Below are 16,531 nucleotides of genomic sequence, written 5' to 3'. Positions count from 1 at the left end.
CGGTGGCGGGACGCCGGCCGGTTCAGGTGTTCATGGCGTCGAAGAAGTCGTGGTTGGTCTTGCTGTACTTCAGCTTGTCCAGCAGGAACTCCATCGCGTCCTGGGTGCCCATCGGGTTCAGGATGCGGCGCAGGACCCACATCTTCGACAGGTCGGAACGCTCCACCAGCAGCTCCTCCTTGCGGGTGCCGGACTTGGTGATGTCGATCGCCGGGAAGACGCGCTTGTCCGAGAGCTTGCGGTCCAGGATGATCTCGGAGTTGCCGGTGCCCTTGAACTCCTCGAAGATCACCTCGTCCATGCGGCTGCCGGTGTCGATCAGCGCGGTGGCGATGATGGTCAGGCTGCCGCCTTCCTCGATGTTGCGGGCGGCGCCGAAGAAGCGCTTGGGCCGCTGCAGCGCGTTGGCGTCCACGCCGCCGGTCAGCACCTTGCCGGAGGACGGCACGACGGAGTTATAGGCGCGGCCGAGGCGGGTGATGCTGTCCAGCAGGATCACCACGTCGCGCTTGTGCTCCACCAGGCGCTTGGCCTTCTCCAGCACCATCTCGGTGACCTGGACGTGGCGGGTCGCCGGCTCGTCGAAGGTGGAGGCCACCACCTCGCCACGCACGGTGCGGGCCATGTCCGTCACTTCCTCCGGCCGCTCGTCGATGAGCAGCACGATCAGGAAGACTTCCGGGTGGTTGGCGGAGATGGAGCGGGCGATGTTCTGCAGCATCACCGTCTTGCCGGTGCGCGGGGGGGCGACGATCAGCGCGCGCTGCCCCATGCCGATCGGCGCCACCAGGTCGATCACCCGGTGGGTGTTGTCCTTGGTGGCGGCCTTGGCCACCGCCGGCGCATTCTCGGCGTCGGGGTTCTCCATCCGCAGGCGGCGGGTGGGGTAGAGCGGCGTGAGGTTGTCGAAGTTGATGCGGTGGCGCAGCGCCTCGGGCGGCTCGAAGTTGATCGCCTCGACCTTGAGGAGCGCGAAGTAGCGTTCGCCGTCCTTGGGCGCCCGGATCTGGCCTTCCACCGTGTCGCCGGTGCGCAGGCCGAAGCGGCGCACCTGGGTGGGGGAAACGTAGATGTCGTCCGGGCCGGGCAGGAAGTTCGCCTGGGGGGAGCGGAGGAAGCCGAAGCCGTCGGGCAGGATCTCGAGCGTGCCGTCGCCGTGGATCGCCTGGTCGTTCTCGGCCAGGGTCTTGAGCACGGCGTACATGATGTCCTGCTTGCGCAGGGACGAGGCGTTCTCGATCTGCAGCGACTCCGCGAATGCGAGGAGGTCGCCGGGGCTCTTGGCCTTGAGTTCGGAAAGATGCATGGCGCGGACGCGTTCCGTCTCGGCAGGGAGGGCGGGACCCTTCCCGGTGGGCCTGGCCGCCCGGCAGGACGCGGGGCGGAGGCGGCCGTTTCGCCGGTGGGATGCACCTGTCCCGTTGTGGGAAAGGCGAAGCCGGCGAAGTCCCGTGAAAAGATGAGGAGGGAGGCGCGGCACGGACCGGTGCTGGTCCGCAGGCACCTGCAGGAAGCGGTGTCACATTAGGGGATTCCCGCCGCTTCCGTCAATGCGGCTCTGCAACCGCCGCGTATCTGGGCCGCAACCGGCGCCCCGGGGTCCCCGGGACGGGGGTGGCACCCGGCCCGGCGCGGCGGCACGGCGGGCCGCCAAGCTGGGCCGGGGCGACAGCGGTTGCGGCGCGCACCGTCGCGCCCTGCGAATGGGAGGGTCCCCCCGGACGCCGTTATCGCCGCCCGGGGCGGACCACAAATACCCCGCCGACGCCCCGCCCTGCCCGGCTTTCGCCGCGCGGCACGGGGGGCACGGAGAGTTCCCGACCGATGTCCGCCGATCCCCTGTTCCAGCCCCTGCCCCTGGGGGCGATCACCCTGGCCCACCGCGTGGTGATGGCGCCGCTGACCCGGCTGCGCTCGCGCCAGCCCGGTAACGTGCCCACCGCGCTGAACGCCGAATACTACGGCCAGCGCGCCAGCCGCGGCGGGCTGGTGATCGCCGAGGCGACCAACGTGTCCGACCAGGCACGCGGCTATCCCGGCGCCCCCGGCCTGCACACGCCCGAGCAGGTCGCGGGCTGGCGCGGCGTGGCGGAGGCGGTGCACCGGAAGGGCGGCTTCCTGTTCGTGCAGCTGTGGCACACCGGGCGGGTGTCGCATTCCTCCATGCATGGCGGCGCGCTGCCGGTGGCGCCCTCGGCCATCCCGGCGGTGGGCAAGCACATGGACGTCACCGGCGCGCCGGCCGAGTTCGAGGTGCCGCGCGCGTTGGCGCTGGCCGAGCTCCCCGGGATCGTGGCGCAGTTCCGCCATGCCGCGGAATGCGCGAAGGCGGCCGGGGCCGACGGGGTGGAGGTGCACGGGGCCAACGGCTACCTGCTGGACCAGTTCCTGCAGAACAGCGCCAACCAGCGCGACGACGCGTACGGCGGCAGCATTGCCAACCGCGCCCGGCTGCTGCTGGAAGTGGTGGACGCCGTGAGCGAGGTGCTGGGCGCCGACCGGGTGGGCGTGCGGCTGTCGCCCTACGGCGTGGTCTACGGCACCACCGACACCGATCCGGAAGCGCTGTTCAACCACGTCGCCGCCGAGCTGGACCGCCGGGGCGTGGCCTACCTGCACGTGATCGAGCCGCGGGTGGACCAGCATTCCGACACCAACGCCTTCAAGGAGGACCGGCCGAGCGACGTGGCCGGGCGCTTCAAGGCGATCTTCCGCGGGCCGGTGATCGCCGCGGGCGGCTTCGTGAAGGAGACCGCGGAGCGGGCGCTGCGCGAGGGCCATGCCGATGCCATCGCCTTCGGGCGGCTGTTCATCGCCAACCCCGACCTGCCGGAGCGGCTGCGCAGCGGGGCGGCGATGAACCGCTACGACCGTGCGACGTTCTACGGCGGCGACGCCCGCGGCTACACCGACTACGCTGCCCTGGCGGAACAGCGCGCGGCCTGAGCAAGCTGCCGCGCGGGCGGCCGCCCCGGCCGTCCGTGCGGGACCGCCGGCGCGGTCCCTGCAACCCCTTCGAGGAAAGAACCGGCATGTCCGTCGACGTGAAGTACACCACCTCCGCCACCGCCACCGGGGGGCGCGATGGTCGCTCCGTCACGGAGGACGGGTCGCTGGACGTGAAGCTGGGCGTGCCCAAGGAGATGGGCGGCAACGGCCAGGGCAATAACCCCGAGCAGCTCTTCGCCGCCGGCTATTCCGCCTGCTTCCTGGGTGCCATGAAGGCAGTGGCGTCGCACGACAAGGACGGGCCGCGGGTTCCGGCCGACGCCACGGTGAAGGCCACGGTGGGCATCGGCCCGCGTTCGGAAGGCGGCTTCGGCATCACCGCGGCGCTGGACATCTCGCTGCCGGGCGTGCCGCGCGAGCAGGCCGAGGCGCTGGTGAACAAGGCGCACCAGGTGTGCCCCTATTCCAATGCCACGCGGGGCAACGTGGACGTCAAGCTCACCGTCCTTTGAGGCGCGGCGCTGAGGCGCTGAAAGGACAGGAAGGCCGGGGGAGTGAACTCCCCCGGAACCCCCTCCTCCTTTCGGGAGTTCGAGGTGCGCTGTTGGCCAGGGGAGCTGCCCCGGGACGGCCGACACCATCGGGGGGGAGTAGCTCCCCCGGATTACGGGGCCTGCTGGCCGGCGCCGGGCAGCAGGGCGCGCACTTCCGCCGCCACGTCGGCCCAGGGCCGCGGGCGGTATTCCTCGCGGATGCGGTCCTCCAGCGCGGCGATGCGCCCGGGCTGGGCGATGGCGTCGCGCAGCACTGCCGTGGCGGCGGACACGTTGTCGGGGTCGATGTAGAGGCAGAACTCGCCGCCGGCTTCCGGCACCGCGCCGCGGTCGGAGGCGATGCAGACCCGCCCGAAGCTCAGGCTTTCCGTGACCGGCAGGCCCCAGCCCTCCGAGAAGGAGGGGAACAGGGTGAAGCGGCAGTCGCGGTAGAGCAGCCGCAGCTCCGCGTCGCTGGGCGTGCCGATGGTCACCAGCTTGCCGCCGAGATGGGCGGTGTTGCGGATCTGCCCGAGCAGGTCCTGCACCAGCCAGCCGGTGCCGCCGGCGAACACCAGCCGCGGCACGGCCTCGGGCGGCAGCTCCGACAGCAGGCGGCGCCAGGCGCGGAAGGCCAGGGCGTGGTTCTTGCGCGCTTCCAGCGTCGAGACGAACAGCACGTAGCCCGGATCCCCCGCCGGGGGCGGCACCGCCGGGGACACGTCGCGCGGCAGGCCGAAGCCGGCGCCCACCGGAAACACGCTGATGGCCGGGGCCGGGTCGATGCCTTCGCGCGCGACGTGGTCGGCCAGGTCGCGCGCCGTGGCCTGAGAGATGGCCAGCACGTGGTCGGCCTGCGGCAGGGTGCCGCGCAGCCAGGGGCCGAAGGAGCGGATCAGCCCGGGGTCCGACCATTCCGGGTGGTTCACCGCGATCAGGTCGTAGACGATCATCGCCACCCGCAGCCGGAAGCGCGCCTTGAGCCGGCCCAGGGCGGCGCCGTAGCTCGGGTGGCTCCAGGGTGCGCCGGGGATCAGCAGCGTGTCGCCCGCGGCGGGGGCCACGGCTTCGCGCACCACGGGGGCGTCCCGGCCGGCCCGGTTCGCCAGGCCGGGCATCAGCCCCACCAGCCCGCCCAGGGCCTGGCCGAGATTCACCAGCGCCGCCTGCTGCGCCAGCGTTGCCCGCGCCAGCGGAAAGCGCACGGCCTGGGGCAGCCGCCCGGCCGCTCGCCGCACCGCGCCGCGCCGGCGCGGCACCGGCAGGGGATGGAGGTGCGACAGCACCACCGCGTGGCCCGTGGCATCCGCCGTGGGCGCGGCGTCGCCGCCGGACAGGCGGTCGTAGAGCGCCGCGAGCTCCGCCCAGTCCACCGCCAGCAGCGTGCCGCGCGGCGGGGCGGCGCGGCAGAAGCGCACGCCGGGGGTGCCGGCCAGCGCCCGGCACAGTTCGAAGGCCAGGCGCTGGATGCCCGAGAGACGCTTGCGCACCGCCGCGTAGTCCAGCAGGTCGCCCACTTCCACCCAGAGCGTCATGCCGCCCCGTGCCGCGGAACCCGGCGGGTCACGGCGCGCCGCCCGCCAGCCCGTCCAGCCAGGCCGGCAGGGCGGCCTCGCCGTCCAGCGGCACGGCGCGGCCGGTGCCGTCCCGGCGGGCCAGGGCGCAGCCGCGCCACCGCAGCTGCCGCAGCGCCGGCCAGCGCGGATCGTCGCGCTCCGGCACCCCGGGCAGCAGCAGCACGTCCCCCGGCGCGGCGGCGAGGCGCTGCGGCGTGATCTCCGGCACGGTCAGTTCCAGCAGCACTGCCGCGGCCTCGGGTGCGGTGCGGTATTCCGCCGCTTCCGGGGCCGCGGCGCCCTCCGGTGAGGCGGGACGGAGGCGGACGGTGTCGACGCGCAATCCGGTCGGGTGTTCCGCCAAAAGGCGACGCGCGGCGGCTGCGTCGGCCCAGCCCGCGGTCACGTCCAGGAACAGGAAGGGCGGGCGGCGCGGCGGGCAGCTGGCCACGGCGGAATGCGCCACCGCGGCCCAGTCGGCGGCATCGCCGGGCGGCAGGGCGGCGCCGCGGAACGGGTCGCCCAGGCGGTGAAAGGCTTCCGGGTCGGCATAGGCGGCCTCGATCGCGTCGCGGTAGCGGGCGGCGAGGCTGGCGGGGGACAGGTGCTCCCGCACCCAGGCGCGGGCGCGGGCGCCGAGCGCGCGGGCCGCGGCGGGGTCGTCCAGCAGGGCGAGAAGCGTGGCGGCCAGCTCGGCGTCGGTGAAGCCTTCGGGGATGGCGCGCAGGCAGTCGGCGGGAAGTTCCGCCATGGCGCCGTGGCTGTTGTTCACCACCGGCAGCCCGGCCGCCATGCCGTCGAACAGCGCGCCGGAGGTTTCCCCGCGCGACTGCGCCCGCAGCTGCACCGCGACGTCGGCCGCGGCCATCCAGTCGGCATAGGTGGCGGGGGACACGCGGCCGGTGAAGCGCAGCGTTTCGCCGGCCGGGGGCAGCGCCAGCTCCTCCACCCGCTCTCCCACGAAGGCCAGGATCGTCGGGCTCTCGCCGGCGGGCAGCTGCTGCCAGGCCGCCACCAGCCGTTCCGGCAGCTTGGCGCGGGCCAGGATGCCGAAGCTGGCGATCACCCGCGCCCCGGGCGGCAGGTCCAGGCGGCGCCGCGCCGCCGCGCGGTCGCCCGGCGGCGGCAGCTGGCGGAGATGCGGGATGATGGCGGGGCGGCCGGCGGTGGCGGGGTCGAAGAAGCGCGCGGTCCAGCGCACCGCGTCCTCCGAATGTTGGATCAGGCCGATGGTGTCGCGCAGCACCGGCAGGGTGCAGGGCCAGGCGCGCGCCGCCGCGATCTCCCCCTCGCGCGCCCAGTGCAGCACCGCCGGCCAGCCGTGCGAGGCGTGCAGCGTCGCCGCGAAGCGCGCGGGATGGCCGGACCGGTAGGCGCGCCACAGCGCGTGGCCGGACAGGAAGCTGTCGTGCAGCGTCGCCACGCCGGGCTGTTCCGCCAGCAGCCCGGCATACTGGAACTCGTGCATCTCGGAATTGCCGAGCTGGAACAGCACCCGGTCGAAGCGGTGCGCCCCCTGCCGGAAGCGGTCGGCGTCCAGGGCGGGGAAGCAGCCGCGCAGGCGCTCGTCCTCCGTGCGGCCGGTGCTGCTGACCAGGGTCACGTCGTAGTGCCGCGACAGGGCCGGGGCCAGTTCGCGGGTGTAGTCCGCGATGCCCGTGGGTTCCGGCGGCAGCGGCGCCACCAGCGCCAGGCGCGGCAGGCGGCGGTGCGGGTCCGGCGGCGGCGCGTCGCGGCGCGCGGCGGCTTCCAGCGCGGTCCAGGCGCGCGCGGCGGTGTTGGTCCAGGTGAAGGGCGCGGCCTGGGCCGGGGCGTGCGCCAGCAGGGTTTGCCGGAAGGCGGGGTCGCGCAGCGCGCGGGTGATCACGCGGGCCATGTCGGCGGGGTCGGCGGGGTCGAACAGCGCCTCGTCCAGGCCGATCACCTCCGGCAGGCTGCCGGCGCGGCTGCCCAGGGTGGGGGCGCCGCAGGCCATCGCCTCCAGGGCGGGCAGGCCGAAGCCCTCGTAGAAGGAAGGCAGCACGGACAGGGCGCAGAGGGCGTAGAGCGCCGGCAGGTCGGCTTCCGGCACGAAGCGGATCTGGCGCACCTCCTCCGGGCGCAGCCCGGCCTCGCGGCGGGCGGCGGCGAAGCTGTCCGGGTCGGCGGCGCCCACCACGACCAGCTGGTGCGCGGCGCGCAGCCCGGGCGGCAGCAGCCCGTAGGCGCGCAGCAGGCCCGCCTCGTTCTTGCGCGGGTCGCCGGCGCCGACGAACAGGATGAAGCCGTCGCGCAGCCCGTGCCGCGCCAGCAGCGCCGCGGCCTCCGCCGGCGCAATGCGCTGCGGGCGGAAGGCGGGGCTGTTGCCGGCGCGGATGTTGACCACCGCGTCCGGCGACAGGGCCAGGTGGTCGATCGCGTCGCGGCGGCTGGCTTCCGAGATGGCCAGCAGCAGGTCGCTCGCCGCCAGCTCGTGCAGGCAGCGGAAATACCAGTCCTTCAGCCCCTGCGCCCCGGCCCAGGGGCCGTCGAGGTAGCTGCCGCGCTGGATCAGCGGGATCAGGTCGTAGCAGACGGCGGCGCTGGCGGGGCGCGGCCGGTCGGCCGGCCAGCGGGTGACGGCGTTGTCGGAGGAACCCTCGAACAGGCTGGTGTTCAGCAGCAGGTCGGGGGCGAGGCGGTTGATCGCCTCGGCGCGCAGGATCTCCGCGGCGGCGCGGCGGGCCGGGCTGGGGGCGGTGACCTCCGCCATGCCACCCGGCCCCCACCAGGGGTGGATGGCCCCGGGGGGCAGCAGCCCGGCGAAGGCGTCGCGCAGTTCCGCGCCGCCGTCGCCCAGCCCGGCATTGACCAGCAGGTGCACGGCGTAGCCGCGCGGGTCGCGGGCCAGGGCCAGGGCCAGTTCGCGCGAATAGCGGCCGATGCCGCGCAGGCGGCTGACCCCCTGCGCTCCCTGCATGTCGATGAGCAGGCGCATGGGTGGGCCGCTCAGCCGCCGCCGCGGGCGGCGAGGCGCAGAAACACCGCCCGCTCCGCGCCGCCCAGTTCCGGCGGCGGCAGCGGCAGGGACCGCGGCCCGGCGGGGGCGGGAAAGGCGTCCTCCCCGCCCGTGCGGCTGCGCTCATAGGCCAGGAAGCGGCGCACCAGCCCGGCCTTGAGGCCGGGTGCCAGCCGGCCCAGGCCGCGCGACAGCTGCTGGCCGGCGGGGACGCCGCGCAGGATCGCGACGCCGCCGCGGAAGCCGCCGCGCAGGCCGCGCTTGGCCGGCTCGGGCAGGCGGCGGGCCAGGAGCATGAGGAGGCCGGGCAGGTTCACGGGCGAGGCGCCCTGCCCCGGTGCCGCCGCCGCGGCGCGGCGTCGCGCGGTGCTGGGCGTCCCGGCACGCGGCTCAATCGCGAACCATGGCGCGTTCCTCGGCCGGGCCGAGCACCTCCTCCACCGGGCCGTCGGCCACGATGCGGCCGGCTTCCAGGCGAATGGCGCGCGAGCACCAGCGGCGCACGATGGTCTGGTCGTGGGTGGCGATCACCAGGATCTCGGCGCTCTGCACCAGCCGGGTCAGCCGTTCCTCGGCGCGGCGCATGAAGTCGGCGTCGCCGGCCAGGAACCATTCGTCCATCAGCAGGATCTGCGGCTCCATGGCGGTGGCCATGGCGAAGGACAGGCGCACCGACATGCCGGCGGAATAGCCGCGCACCGGCATGTCGAGGAACTCGCCCAGCCCGGCGAACTCGGCCGCTTCCGCTTCCAGCGCGTCCAGCTGCGCCGGGTTCAGGCCGCGGTACAGGCCGCGCAGGCGGATGTTCTCGCGGCCCGTGCAGTCCGGGTCCATGCCGGCGGACGGGTCGATCAGCGAGCCGATCTCCCCTTCCACGTGCAGGCGGCCGCCCACGGGCTCGTAGATGCCGGCGATGGTGCGCATCAGCGTGGTCTTGCCGGCGCCGTTGTGGCCCACCAGTGCCACGCGCTCGCCGCGGCCGATGGAAAAGTCCAGGTCGCGCAGGGCGCTAACCACGACGCGGTTGCTGTCGTCGGTTTTCACCCGCAGCTGCGCCTGCGCCAGCAGCCGCTTCTTCAGGGAGCGCGCGCCGACATGGTAGAGCGGGAACTCGATGGTCAGCCCGTGGGCTTCGATCATGGCCATGTGCGGTTCACACCCAGAAGGCGACGCGGCCGCGGAAGCGCACGAAGAAGCCGAAGGCCAGCGCCACGGCCGCCGCGGTGTAGAGCACCGCCGCCAGCCAGCCGGTCAGCGAACCGCCGCCGTCCACCAGCGGGCCGCGGATGGTTTCCATCACGGCGAAGAAGGGGTTCAGCGGCAGCCAGGGCCGCCAGGTGCCGGCCAGCTCCGGCTTCCAGATCACCGGCGTCAGGAAGAAGGCGAGCTGCATGATGCTGCCCACGATGGGGCCGATGTCGCGGAAGCGGGCGCAGACCATGCCCAGGAACAGGCAGGCCGCGAGGGCATTCACCGCGAAGAGCGCGAGGCCGGGGATGATCAGCAGCGCTTCCAGCCCCGGCCAATGGCCCAGCAGCAGGAACACCACCAGGATCAGCGGCAGGTTGTGCGCCGCCGTCAGCAGGTTGCGGAACACGCAGCGCAGGGCGTGCACGGTATAGGGCAGGCGCACCTGCCGGATCACGCCCTCCGCGCTGGTCAGCGCGGTGCAGGCTTCGCCCACCAGCCCGGCGATGATGTTCCACACGATCAGGCTGACCGCGAGGTGCGGCAGGTATTCCGCCACCGAGATGTTGAACAGCCGCGCATACAGGAAGCCCAGGCCCAGCAGCATCACCGCCGTGGACAGGGTCATCCAGAAGGGGCCGATCACCGAGCCGCGGTAGCGGTTGCGCAGGTCCAGCCGCGCCAGGGCCCAGGCCAGCCGCCAGCCGCCCAGGCCGGAGGCGAGGTCCTCCAGCGCGCGGGACAGGTGCCGGGGGTCGCGCGCATCGATGTTGTGCGCACTCACCAGAAGGGTCGTCATGGCGGCGTGCCTACCTGATGCGGCCCGGCGCCACAACACGCAGCGTCGCCCGAGCGGCACCCGGCGCGGCGGGCCGCCCGGCGCGGCCGGGCGGCCCGCGGGCGCCCCGCGGCCGGGGCGCGCGGGGCGGGAAAGCGGCCGCTACTTCGGGCTGTAGGCGCCGGTCGGCGAGGCGTAGCCGGAGGGCGCGGCGCCGGACGGGGCATAGCCCGGGGCCGCGCCCAGGGCGGCCGGGGGCGGGCCGCCGGCGGCGCGGCTGATGCGGGTGCGGTCGCCGCGGCTGATCACCACGCGGTCGCCGACCTGCAGCCCTTCCTCGTTGGTCTGCACCACCGAGATATCGGTGCCGTAGTCCTCGCCGATGAAGAACTCCACGGCCTGGCCGGTGGAGGCGGCGTTGCCGATGGCGCTGCCGGCCAGCCCGCCCAGCAGCGCGCCGCCCAGGCCGGCGATGATGTTGGAGCGCGGGTCGCCGCCGATAAAGGAACCGGCCAGCCCGCCCGCCACGGCGCCGCCCACCGCGCCAACGCCGGCGCCGTTGCCCTGCACCGTGACCGGGCGCAGCCCCTTGATCGTGCCGTAGGACACGGAAGCGGCGCGGCCCAGCGCGGCGCTGCTGTAGGTGGTACCGGTGTTCTGCGGCGCGCAGCCGGCGAGTCCGGCGCCCAACGCCAGGGGAAGGGCCAGCGGAACGGCCAGGCTACGGAACCGGCCGAAACGACGCGGCGAAGGCGTGGCGGGGGTCGTGGCCATGGATGGGTTCTTCCGGGATTTCTGGGGACGTCCGTCCGGGCGTCCGGGATGCACGAGACGATAACAAGGGAGCGCGGGGCGGACACCGCAAGTCGTGGCACGGGACGGCGCGGCCCGGTTTCCCCCGGGCCTGTCGCGGCAGCCGGTCCGGCCGGCGGCGCCGGCAGGCCGGGTGCCGCTTCGTGGCGGATGCGCGGCGGCTCGTGGCGAAAAAGTGGCGGTGAATCGGGGGGCCGGGGGGCCGAGTGGTGCAGCGCGGCCACAGTTGACAGGCCTGGAGGGGTGATTCGTGCCGCGATGACACGGTGCCTCCCGGCCCGGCCGGGCGGCGCCAGGGCGCGCTTGCCTGCTCTCCGGGGTTCCGTGTAGCCCTTGCCGGCGCGGACAGGGGTCCGCACCCGGGGCCTGCGGGCTCCTCCGGTTCGGCGTGGGGGCGCGGAACGGGAGGATGTTGCGGCCCAGGGTACTCCGATTGGGGGGATAGGGTATGGCTCCACGCGGTGCCGATCGGCGCAGGATGCTGGTGCATGCTCGGGGGGCCGCCACCGTGTCGCTGGTGACACTGGTGGCCGCCTGCGGCAGCCAGACGGCGACCACGAGCGGCCCGGTGAGCGCCAGCAGCTACACGGCCTCCCATCGATCCGCCTCCTACGATCCGCCGGGTCCGCCGAGCGATCCCTGGGGCCCGTATATCCGCGAGGCTTCCGCCCGCTTCGACGTGCCGGAGCGCTGGATCCGCGAGGTGATGCGCCAGGAAAGCGGCGGCCGCGCCACCGCCACCAGCCCGGTGGGCGCCATGGGGCTGATGCAGGTGATGCCCGGCACCTATGCCGAGCTGCGCAACAAGCACGGGCTGGGGGACGACCCCTACCACCCCTATGACAGCATCATGGCCGGCACCGCCTACGTGCGGCAGATGTACGACCTGTACGGCAGCCCGGCCTTTCTGGCGGCCTATAACGGCGGCCCGCGGCGGCTGGAGGAATACCTCTGGGCCGGGCGTTCCATGCCGGCCGAAACGCGCAACTACGTCGCCCGCATCGGGCCGCGCATCGTGGGCGCCGAGCCGAACCGCCGCGCCCCGCCGGAAATCTATGCGGCCGCCGAGATCCCGCTGAACGTGCCGCCCGGCCCGCGCCGCGCCGACACCGCCACCATGCTGGCGCTGCGCGACCAGCGCGAGCAGCGCCGCGCCAACGACCTGGCGGCGACGCAGGTGGCCAGCCTGCCGCCCGGCCCGGTGGTGCGGATGGACCCGATCGCCGACGGCTCGACCTACGGCCGCGGCACGACCTCCTCCGTGCAGGTGGCTTCCCTGGGCGGCCCGGTGGTGCGGATGGACCCGATCCCCGACGGCTCCACCGGCGGCGGGCGTTCCTTCCCGCCCGAGGGCACGGTGGTGGCGCGGATGGACCCCATCCCCGACGGTTCCACCGGCCCGCGCTCCTTCCAGCCGGAAGGCACGGTGGTGGCGCGCATGGACCCGATCCCGGACGGTTCCACCGGCCCGCGCGGCTACCGGCCCGAGGGCACGGTGGTGGCCAGCATGGACCCAATCCCCGACGGTTCCACCTACAGCCGTGCCGAGCCCGCGCCGGTGGCCCAGGCGGAACCGCTGCGGGCCCTGCCGACCCCGCCGCCCCCGGCCCCCGGCCGCGCCGTGGCGGAAAGCCGGCAGGCACCGCCGGCCCGCATGCCCTTCGGCGTCGCCGAGCGGCAGCCGCCCGCACCGGCGGGACGGCCGCAATTCGCCGATTCGCGTTCGCCCTTCACCACCGGGCGCAGCCTGAACCTGATCGGTTCCGCGCAGGCTTCCACCCTGCCGCAGGGCGCCGTGCGCTCCGCCTTCTCGGGCAATGGCGGCGGCTGGGCGGTGCAGGTCGGTGCCTTTGCCAGCGAGAACCTCGCCCGGGCAGCGGCGCAGCAGGCCAGCGCGCAGCTGGGCGGGCTGGGCACGCGGGTGGCGGTGCAGCCGGTGATCCAGGGCCGCAACACCCTGTACCGCGCCCGGGTGACGGGCCTGTCGCGCGAGAGCGCCCAGAGCGCCTGCGACCGTTTGCGCGGCCGTGGCGCCTGCATGACGCTGTCGCCCGACGCCCAGAGCTGACGCGCCGGAAACGGGCTGTGCCGGGCGCGCTGCTGCCCGGACGTGCTGCACTGGCATTTCGCCAGGCCGGCGCCGCAGCCCTTGCCGGTGGAGTAGGCGCGGCGGGGACGGGTGCGTCGCGCGGGCGGCTTGGGTAGGCCCGCGCGATGCCGACCAGCGCCCCGGACGGACCGGTCGGGGCCTGCGGGATCAGCGCCAGCCCAGCGCCGGCGCGACCTGCTTCAGGATGCCCTCGATGACGTGGGCACAGTATTCCACCCCGAGCTGGTTCGGGATGGTCAGCAGCAGCGTGTCGGCGGCCGCGATCGCCTCGTCGCCGCGCAGCTGCTCCACCAGGGCTTCGGGCTCGGCGGCATAGCCGCGGCCGAAGATGGCGCGGGTCTCGCCGTCGATGTAGCCAACCTGGTCCTGCTCTTTGCTCCGGCCGAAATAGGCGCGGTCGCGGTCGTCCAGCAGCGGGAAGATGCTGCGGCTGACCGAGACGCGCGGCGTGCGGGCGTGGCCGGCTTCCTTCCACGCGTCGTGGAAGGCCCGGATCTGCCGGGCCTGCTGGACGTGGAAGGGCTCGCCCGTCTCGTCGGTCTTCAGGGTGGAGCTCTGCAGGTTCATGCCCCGCTGCGCCGCCCAGACCGCCGTGGCGTCCGAGCTGGAGCCCCACCAGATCCGCTCGCGCAGGCCGTCCGAATAGGGCTCGATCCGCAGCAGGCCCGGCGGGTTGGGAAACATCGGGCGCGGGTTGGGGCGGGCGAAGCCTTCGCCGCGGAGGACGTCCAGGAACACCTCGGCGTGGCGGCGGCCCATCTCCTCCTCCGTTTCACCCTCGGCGGGGGCGTAGCCGAAGTGACGCCAGCCATCGATCACCTGTTCCGGCGAGCCGCGGCTAAGCCCGAGCTGCAGGCGGCCGCCGCTGATCAGGTCGGCGGCGCCGGCATCCTCGGCCATGTAGAGCGGGTTCTCGTAGCGCATGTCGATCACGGCGGTGCCGAGCTCGATGCGGCGGGTCTTCGTTCCCATGGCGGAGAGCACGGGAAAGGGCGAGGCGAGCTGGCGGGCGAAATGGTGCACGCGGACATAGGCGCCGTCCGCGCCCAGTTCCTCCGCCGCGACGGCGAGGTCGATGGACTGGAGCAGCGCGTCGGCGGCGGAACGGGTGCCGGAATGCGGCGAGGGCGTCCAGTGGCCGAAGGACAGGAAGCCGATCTTCTTCATGGTGGGCAGGGTCCGGGTGGGCGGGATGCGATCCGCCCGAGGGGGAGAGGCGGGCCCAGGTGATCGGCCATGGGGGCCTCGGTCGGTGGCGCATATGGGGTGGGGGCCGTCGTGCCCCTCATTACCCGCGGCGATGACGGTTATGGGCCGGGAGCGCGGCGCGGCCACCCCGTGCCCGGCGATCCGGCGCTAGCGATGGGTTCGGGACCGCGCCGCGTCGATCACCTGCCGCATGCGCGCCACGGCGGCGGGGAGCCCTTCGAACACCGCCTGGCCGAGCAGGAAATGGCCGATGTTGAGTTCGGCGACCTCCGGGATCGCGGCCAGTTCGGCGGCGGTGTCGTAGTCCAGCCCGTGCCCGGCATGGCATTCCAGGCCGAGTGCCGCCGCCTGCGCCGCAGCCTGCCGCAGGCGGGCCAGTTCGGCAGCCCGGCCGGGGCCGGCGGGGGCTTCGCAGAAGGTGCCGGTGTGCAGTTCCACCGCCCCGGCCCCCAGCCGCGCGGCGGCTTCCAGCTGCCGGGGGTCGGGGTCCAGGAACAGGGACACGCGCGCGCCGGTTGCCGCCAGCTGCCGCACGGCGGGCGCCAGCACCGCTTCCGCCGCGGCGGCGTCCAGCCCGCCCTCGGTGGTGAGTTCCGCGCGGCGTTCCGGCACGAGGCAGCAAGCCTGCGGCCGGATCGCGGTGGCGAAGGCCACCATCTCGGCCGTGGCGGCCATTTCCAGGTTGAGCGGCGCGTCCAGGGCGGCGCGCATGGCGCGCACGTCGGCATCGCGGATGTGGCGGCGGTCTTCCCGCAGGTGGACCGTGATGCTGTCGGCGCCGGCGCGCAGCGCGGCCCGCGCCGCTTCCAGCGGGTCGGGATGCGTACCGCCGCGGGCGTTGCGCAGGGTGGCGACGTGATCGACGTTCACGCCCAGGCGGATGCGGGTCATGCGTTGCTGCTCCTCGCGGCGCGATGGGTGGCGAGTTCCGCGGCCATGCGCAGGGCGGCCAGGAGGCTGCCCGGATCGGCCCGGCCGGTGCCGGCGATGTCGAAGGCCGTGCCGTGGTCGGGCGAGGTGCGGATGATCGACAAGCCCAGCGTCACGTTCACCCCGCCATCCATGTCCAGCGTCTTGAGCGGGATCAGCGCCTGGTCGTGGTACATGCACAGCGCGGCGTCGTAGCCGGCGCGGGCGCGCGGGGTGAACATCGTGTCGGCGGGCAGCGGGCCGGTGGCGGCAACGCCGTGCCGGCGCAGGGCGGCCACGGCGGGGGCCACGATGGCCGCGTCCTCCTCGCCCATCGCCCCGTCCTCCCCGGCATGAGGGTTGAGGCCGGCCACGGCGATGCGGGGCTGCGACAGGCCGAAATCCTCGCGCAGCGATCGGGCCAGGGTCAGGCCGGTGGCCAGGATCGCCGCCGTCGAGAGGTCGCGGATGGCGCGTTGCAGGGACACGTGCACGGTGACCGGCACCACGCGCAGCATCGGGCTGGCCAGCATCATCACCGGCGCTTCCGGCATGTCGCAGAGGGCGCCGAGGAATTCGGTATGGCCGGGAAAGCCGAAGCCGCTGCGGTAGAGGGTGGCCTTGCTGATCGGGTTGGTGACCACGGCGCCCACCCTGCCCGCCTGGGCCAGCCGCACCGCCGTCTCGATGGCGGTGATCACGGCGGGGGCGTTTCGCGGATCGGGTTGGCCGGGGATGGCGGGGGTCGGCAGCCGGATGGGCAGCACGGGCAGTCGGTCGGGGAAGACGGCAGCGGCTTCCGCCAGATCGGATAGTTCAGCGACGGGAATTTCCGGCGCCACGGCGGCGAGGTGCTCTGGGTCGCCGAGGAAGATGAAGGGCGCGCTGCTGGTATCCCGGAGGTGGCACCAAGCGGCGACGGTCAGTTCGCCGCCAATCCCGGCTGGGTCGCCCATGGTGAGGGCCAGAACAGGGGGCGGAGCGCCGGGACCGGGTGGCGGGGTGGGTTCGCGCATCGGCAGTACTATGGGGTGTGGCGAGGGGCTTCGCGACCCGGTTCGCCGCACCCCAGCCAAGCGAAACGCAGAAAGCCCACCGGCGGGGCCGGTGGGCTTTCTGGAACGGTTCAGATATCCGGCGTGGCGGCCTGGCGGCGACCGACTCTCCCGCAGCTTGAGCTGCAGTACCATGGGCGCAGGGGCGTTTCACGGCCGAGTTCGGGATGGGATCGGGTGTGGCAGCCCCGCTAAGGCCACCAGGCCACCGCGCCGGATGTCCGATGCGATGAAAACGGAATTGGCGTGCGCTTTAAGTTATTCGTGCGATGAGCGCGGCTTGGTGCTGCGTGCGGTGTTTCCCGAAGGAAACATCGATAATGGTCAGGTGTGAGATCGATCGGGCGATTAGGACCGCTCAGCTGAGCCAGTTACCTGGCGTATACTTGCGGCCTATCGACGTGGTGGTCTTCCACGGCCCTTGGGGAGACCTGGTTTTGAGGCTGGTTTCCCG

At 73.8% G+C, this 16,531-nt stretch carries 13 protein-coding genes and 2 rRNA genes; 3 read left to right on the top strand and 12 right to left on the bottom strand.

The window, feature by feature from the left end:
- Nucleotides 1-22: 22 nt before the first annotated feature.
- A complete protein-coding gene (rho, locus tag ACLIBK_RS09920) occupies nt 23-1,306 on the bottom strand; it encodes a transcription termination factor Rho (RefSeq protein WP_415387092.1) in 1,284 nt (427 codons plus the stop codon).
- Between the two features lie 518 nt (nt 1,307-1,824).
- Here rho and ACLIBK_RS09915 point away from each other — a divergent pair.
- Nucleotides 1,825-2,946 carry an alkene reductase gene (locus ACLIBK_RS09915; RefSeq protein ID WP_415387091.1) on the top strand — a complete coding sequence of 374 codons (1,122 nt, stop codon included), beginning with the start codon at nt 1,825-1,827 and terminating at the stop codon, nt 2,944-2,946.
- Nucleotides 2,947-3,032: 86 nt separating this feature from the next.
- Complete coding sequence (locus tag ACLIBK_RS09910) at nt 3,033-3,461, top strand: organic hydroperoxide resistance protein (RefSeq protein WP_415387090.1); 429 nt, start codon at nt 3,033-3,035, stop codon at nt 3,459-3,461.
- Between the two features lie 152 nt (nt 3,462-3,613).
- Here ACLIBK_RS09910 and ACLIBK_RS09905 read toward each other — a convergent pair whose 3' ends face one another.
- The 6 genes from ACLIBK_RS09905 to ACLIBK_RS09880 all read right to left on the bottom strand — a co-directional run bounded on the left by ACLIBK_RS09905 (nt 3,614) and on the right by ACLIBK_RS09880 (nt 10,755).
- A complete protein-coding gene (locus tag ACLIBK_RS09905) occupies nt 3,614-5,017 on the bottom strand; it encodes a glycosyltransferase family 4 protein (RefSeq protein WP_415387089.1) in 1,404 nt (467 codons plus the stop codon).
- Between the two features lie 28 nt (nt 5,018-5,045).
- On the bottom strand, nt 5,046-7,994 hold the full coding sequence (locus ACLIBK_RS09900; RefSeq protein WP_415387088.1) for a glycosyltransferase: 2,949 nt from the start codon (nt 7,992-7,994) through the stop codon (nt 5,046-5,048).
- A gap of 11 nt (nt 7,995-8,005) precedes the next feature.
- Nucleotides 8,006-8,332: a hypothetical protein gene (locus tag ACLIBK_RS09895; RefSeq protein ID WP_415387087.1), complete on the bottom strand. Its 327-nt coding sequence runs from the start codon at nt 8,330-8,332 to the stop codon at nt 8,006-8,008.
- A gap of 73 nt (nt 8,333-8,405) precedes the next feature.
- A complete protein-coding gene (locus tag ACLIBK_RS09890) occupies nt 8,406-9,161 on the bottom strand; it encodes an ABC transporter ATP-binding protein (protein ID WP_415387086.1) in 756 nt (251 codons plus the stop codon).
- Nucleotides 9,162-9,168: 7 nt separating this feature from the next.
- Entirely contained in the window at nt 9,169-10,002 is an 834-nt protein-coding gene (locus ACLIBK_RS09885; RefSeq protein WP_415387085.1) for an ABC transporter permease, read from the bottom strand.
- Nucleotides 10,003-10,143: 141 nt separating this feature from the next.
- Entirely contained in the window at nt 10,144-10,755 is a 612-nt protein-coding gene (locus ACLIBK_RS09880; RefSeq protein WP_415387084.1) for a glycine zipper 2TM domain-containing protein, read from the bottom strand.
- 523 nt (nt 10,756-11,278) lie between these two features.
- Between ACLIBK_RS09880 and ACLIBK_RS09875 the strand changes: the two genes are divergently transcribed.
- The gene (locus ACLIBK_RS09875; RefSeq protein WP_415387083.1) at nt 11,279-12,862 is read left to right on the top strand and encodes a transglycosylase SLT domain-containing protein; all 1,584 of its coding nucleotides are present in this window, start codon (nt 11,279-11,281) and stop codon (nt 12,860-12,862) included.
- Between the two features lie 189 nt (nt 12,863-13,051).
- Here the strand turns inward: ACLIBK_RS09875 and ACLIBK_RS09870 are convergent, their stop codons facing one another.
- The 5 genes from ACLIBK_RS09870 to ACLIBK_RS09850 all read right to left on the bottom strand — a co-directional run.
- Complete coding sequence (locus tag ACLIBK_RS09870; protein WP_415387082.1) at nt 13,052-14,071, bottom strand: LLM class flavin-dependent oxidoreductase; 1,020 nt, start codon at nt 14,069-14,071, stop codon at nt 13,052-13,054.
- A 189-nt stretch (nt 14,072-14,260) separates the two neighbouring features.
- Nucleotides 14,261-15,004, bottom strand: coding sequence for a pyridoxine 5'-phosphate synthase (locus ACLIBK_RS09865; RefSeq protein WP_415387081.1), 744 nt, complete (start codon nt 15,002-15,004; stop codon nt 14,261-14,263).
- Nucleotides 15,001-16,038 carry a 4-hydroxythreonine-4-phosphate dehydrogenase PdxA gene (gene pdxA / locus ACLIBK_RS09860; RefSeq protein WP_415387080.1) on the bottom strand — a complete coding sequence of 346 codons (1,038 nt, stop codon included), beginning with the start codon at nt 16,036-16,038 and terminating at the stop codon, nt 15,001-15,003. The genes ACLIBK_RS09865 and pdxA overlap by 4 nt, the downstream gene beginning before the upstream one ends.
- A gap of 129 nt (nt 16,039-16,167) precedes the next feature.
- Nucleotides 16,168-16,282 (bottom strand): 5S ribosomal RNA (rrf, locus tag ACLIBK_RS09855).
- Between the two features lie 122 nt (nt 16,283-16,404).
- Nucleotides 16,405-16,531, bottom strand: a 23S ribosomal RNA gene (locus ACLIBK_RS09850); the annotation flags it as partial.

The sequence above is a fragment of the Roseomonas sp. BN140053 genome (genome assembly GCF_047690175.1).
GTDB lineage: Bacteria > Pseudomonadota > Alphaproteobacteria > Acetobacterales > Acetobacteraceae > Roseomonas.
This window is presented reverse-complemented; position numbering and strand designations above follow the sequence as displayed.

Bases quoted from the DNA above. Each gene is read 5' to 3' on its own strand.
- rho (WP_415387092.1), bottom strand. From the start codon at position 1,306: ATGCATCTTTCCGAACTCAAGGCCAAGAGCCCCGGCGACCTCCTCGCA.
- ACLIBK_RS09915 (WP_415387091.1), top strand. From the start codon at position 1,825: ATGTCCGCCGATCCCCTGTTCCAGCCCCTGCCCCTGGGGGCGATCACC.
- ACLIBK_RS09910 (WP_415387090.1), top strand. From the start codon at position 3,033: ATGTCCGTCGACGTGAAGTACACCACCTCCGCCACCGCCACCGGGGGG.
- ACLIBK_RS09905 (WP_415387089.1), bottom strand. From the start codon at position 5,017: ATGACGCTCTGGGTGGAAGTGGGCGACCTGCTGGACTACGCGGCGGTG.
- ACLIBK_RS09900 (WP_415387088.1), bottom strand. From the start codon at position 7,994: ATGCGCCTGCTCATCGACATGCAGGGAGCGCAGGGGGTCAGCCGCCTG.
- ACLIBK_RS09890 (WP_415387086.1), bottom strand. From the start codon at position 9,161: ATGGCCATGATCGAAGCCCACGGGCTGACCATCGAGTTCCCGCTCTAC.
- ACLIBK_RS09885 (WP_415387085.1), bottom strand. From the start codon at position 10,002: ATGACGACCCTTCTGGTGAGTGCGCACAACATCGATGCGCGCGACCCC.
- ACLIBK_RS09880 (WP_415387084.1), bottom strand. From the start codon at position 10,755: ATGGCCACGACCCCCGCCACGCCTTCGCCGCGTCGTTTCGGCCGGTTC.
- ACLIBK_RS09870 (WP_415387082.1), bottom strand. From the start codon at position 14,071: ATGAAGAAGATCGGCTTCCTGTCCTTCGGCCACTGGACGCCCTCGCCG.
- ACLIBK_RS09865 (WP_415387081.1), bottom strand. From the start codon at position 15,004: ATGACCCGCATCCGCCTGGGCGTGAACGTCGATCACGTCGCCACCCTG.
- pdxA (WP_415387080.1), bottom strand. From the start codon at position 16,038: ATGCGCGAACCCACCCCGCCACCCGGTCCCGGCGCTCCGCCCCCTGTT.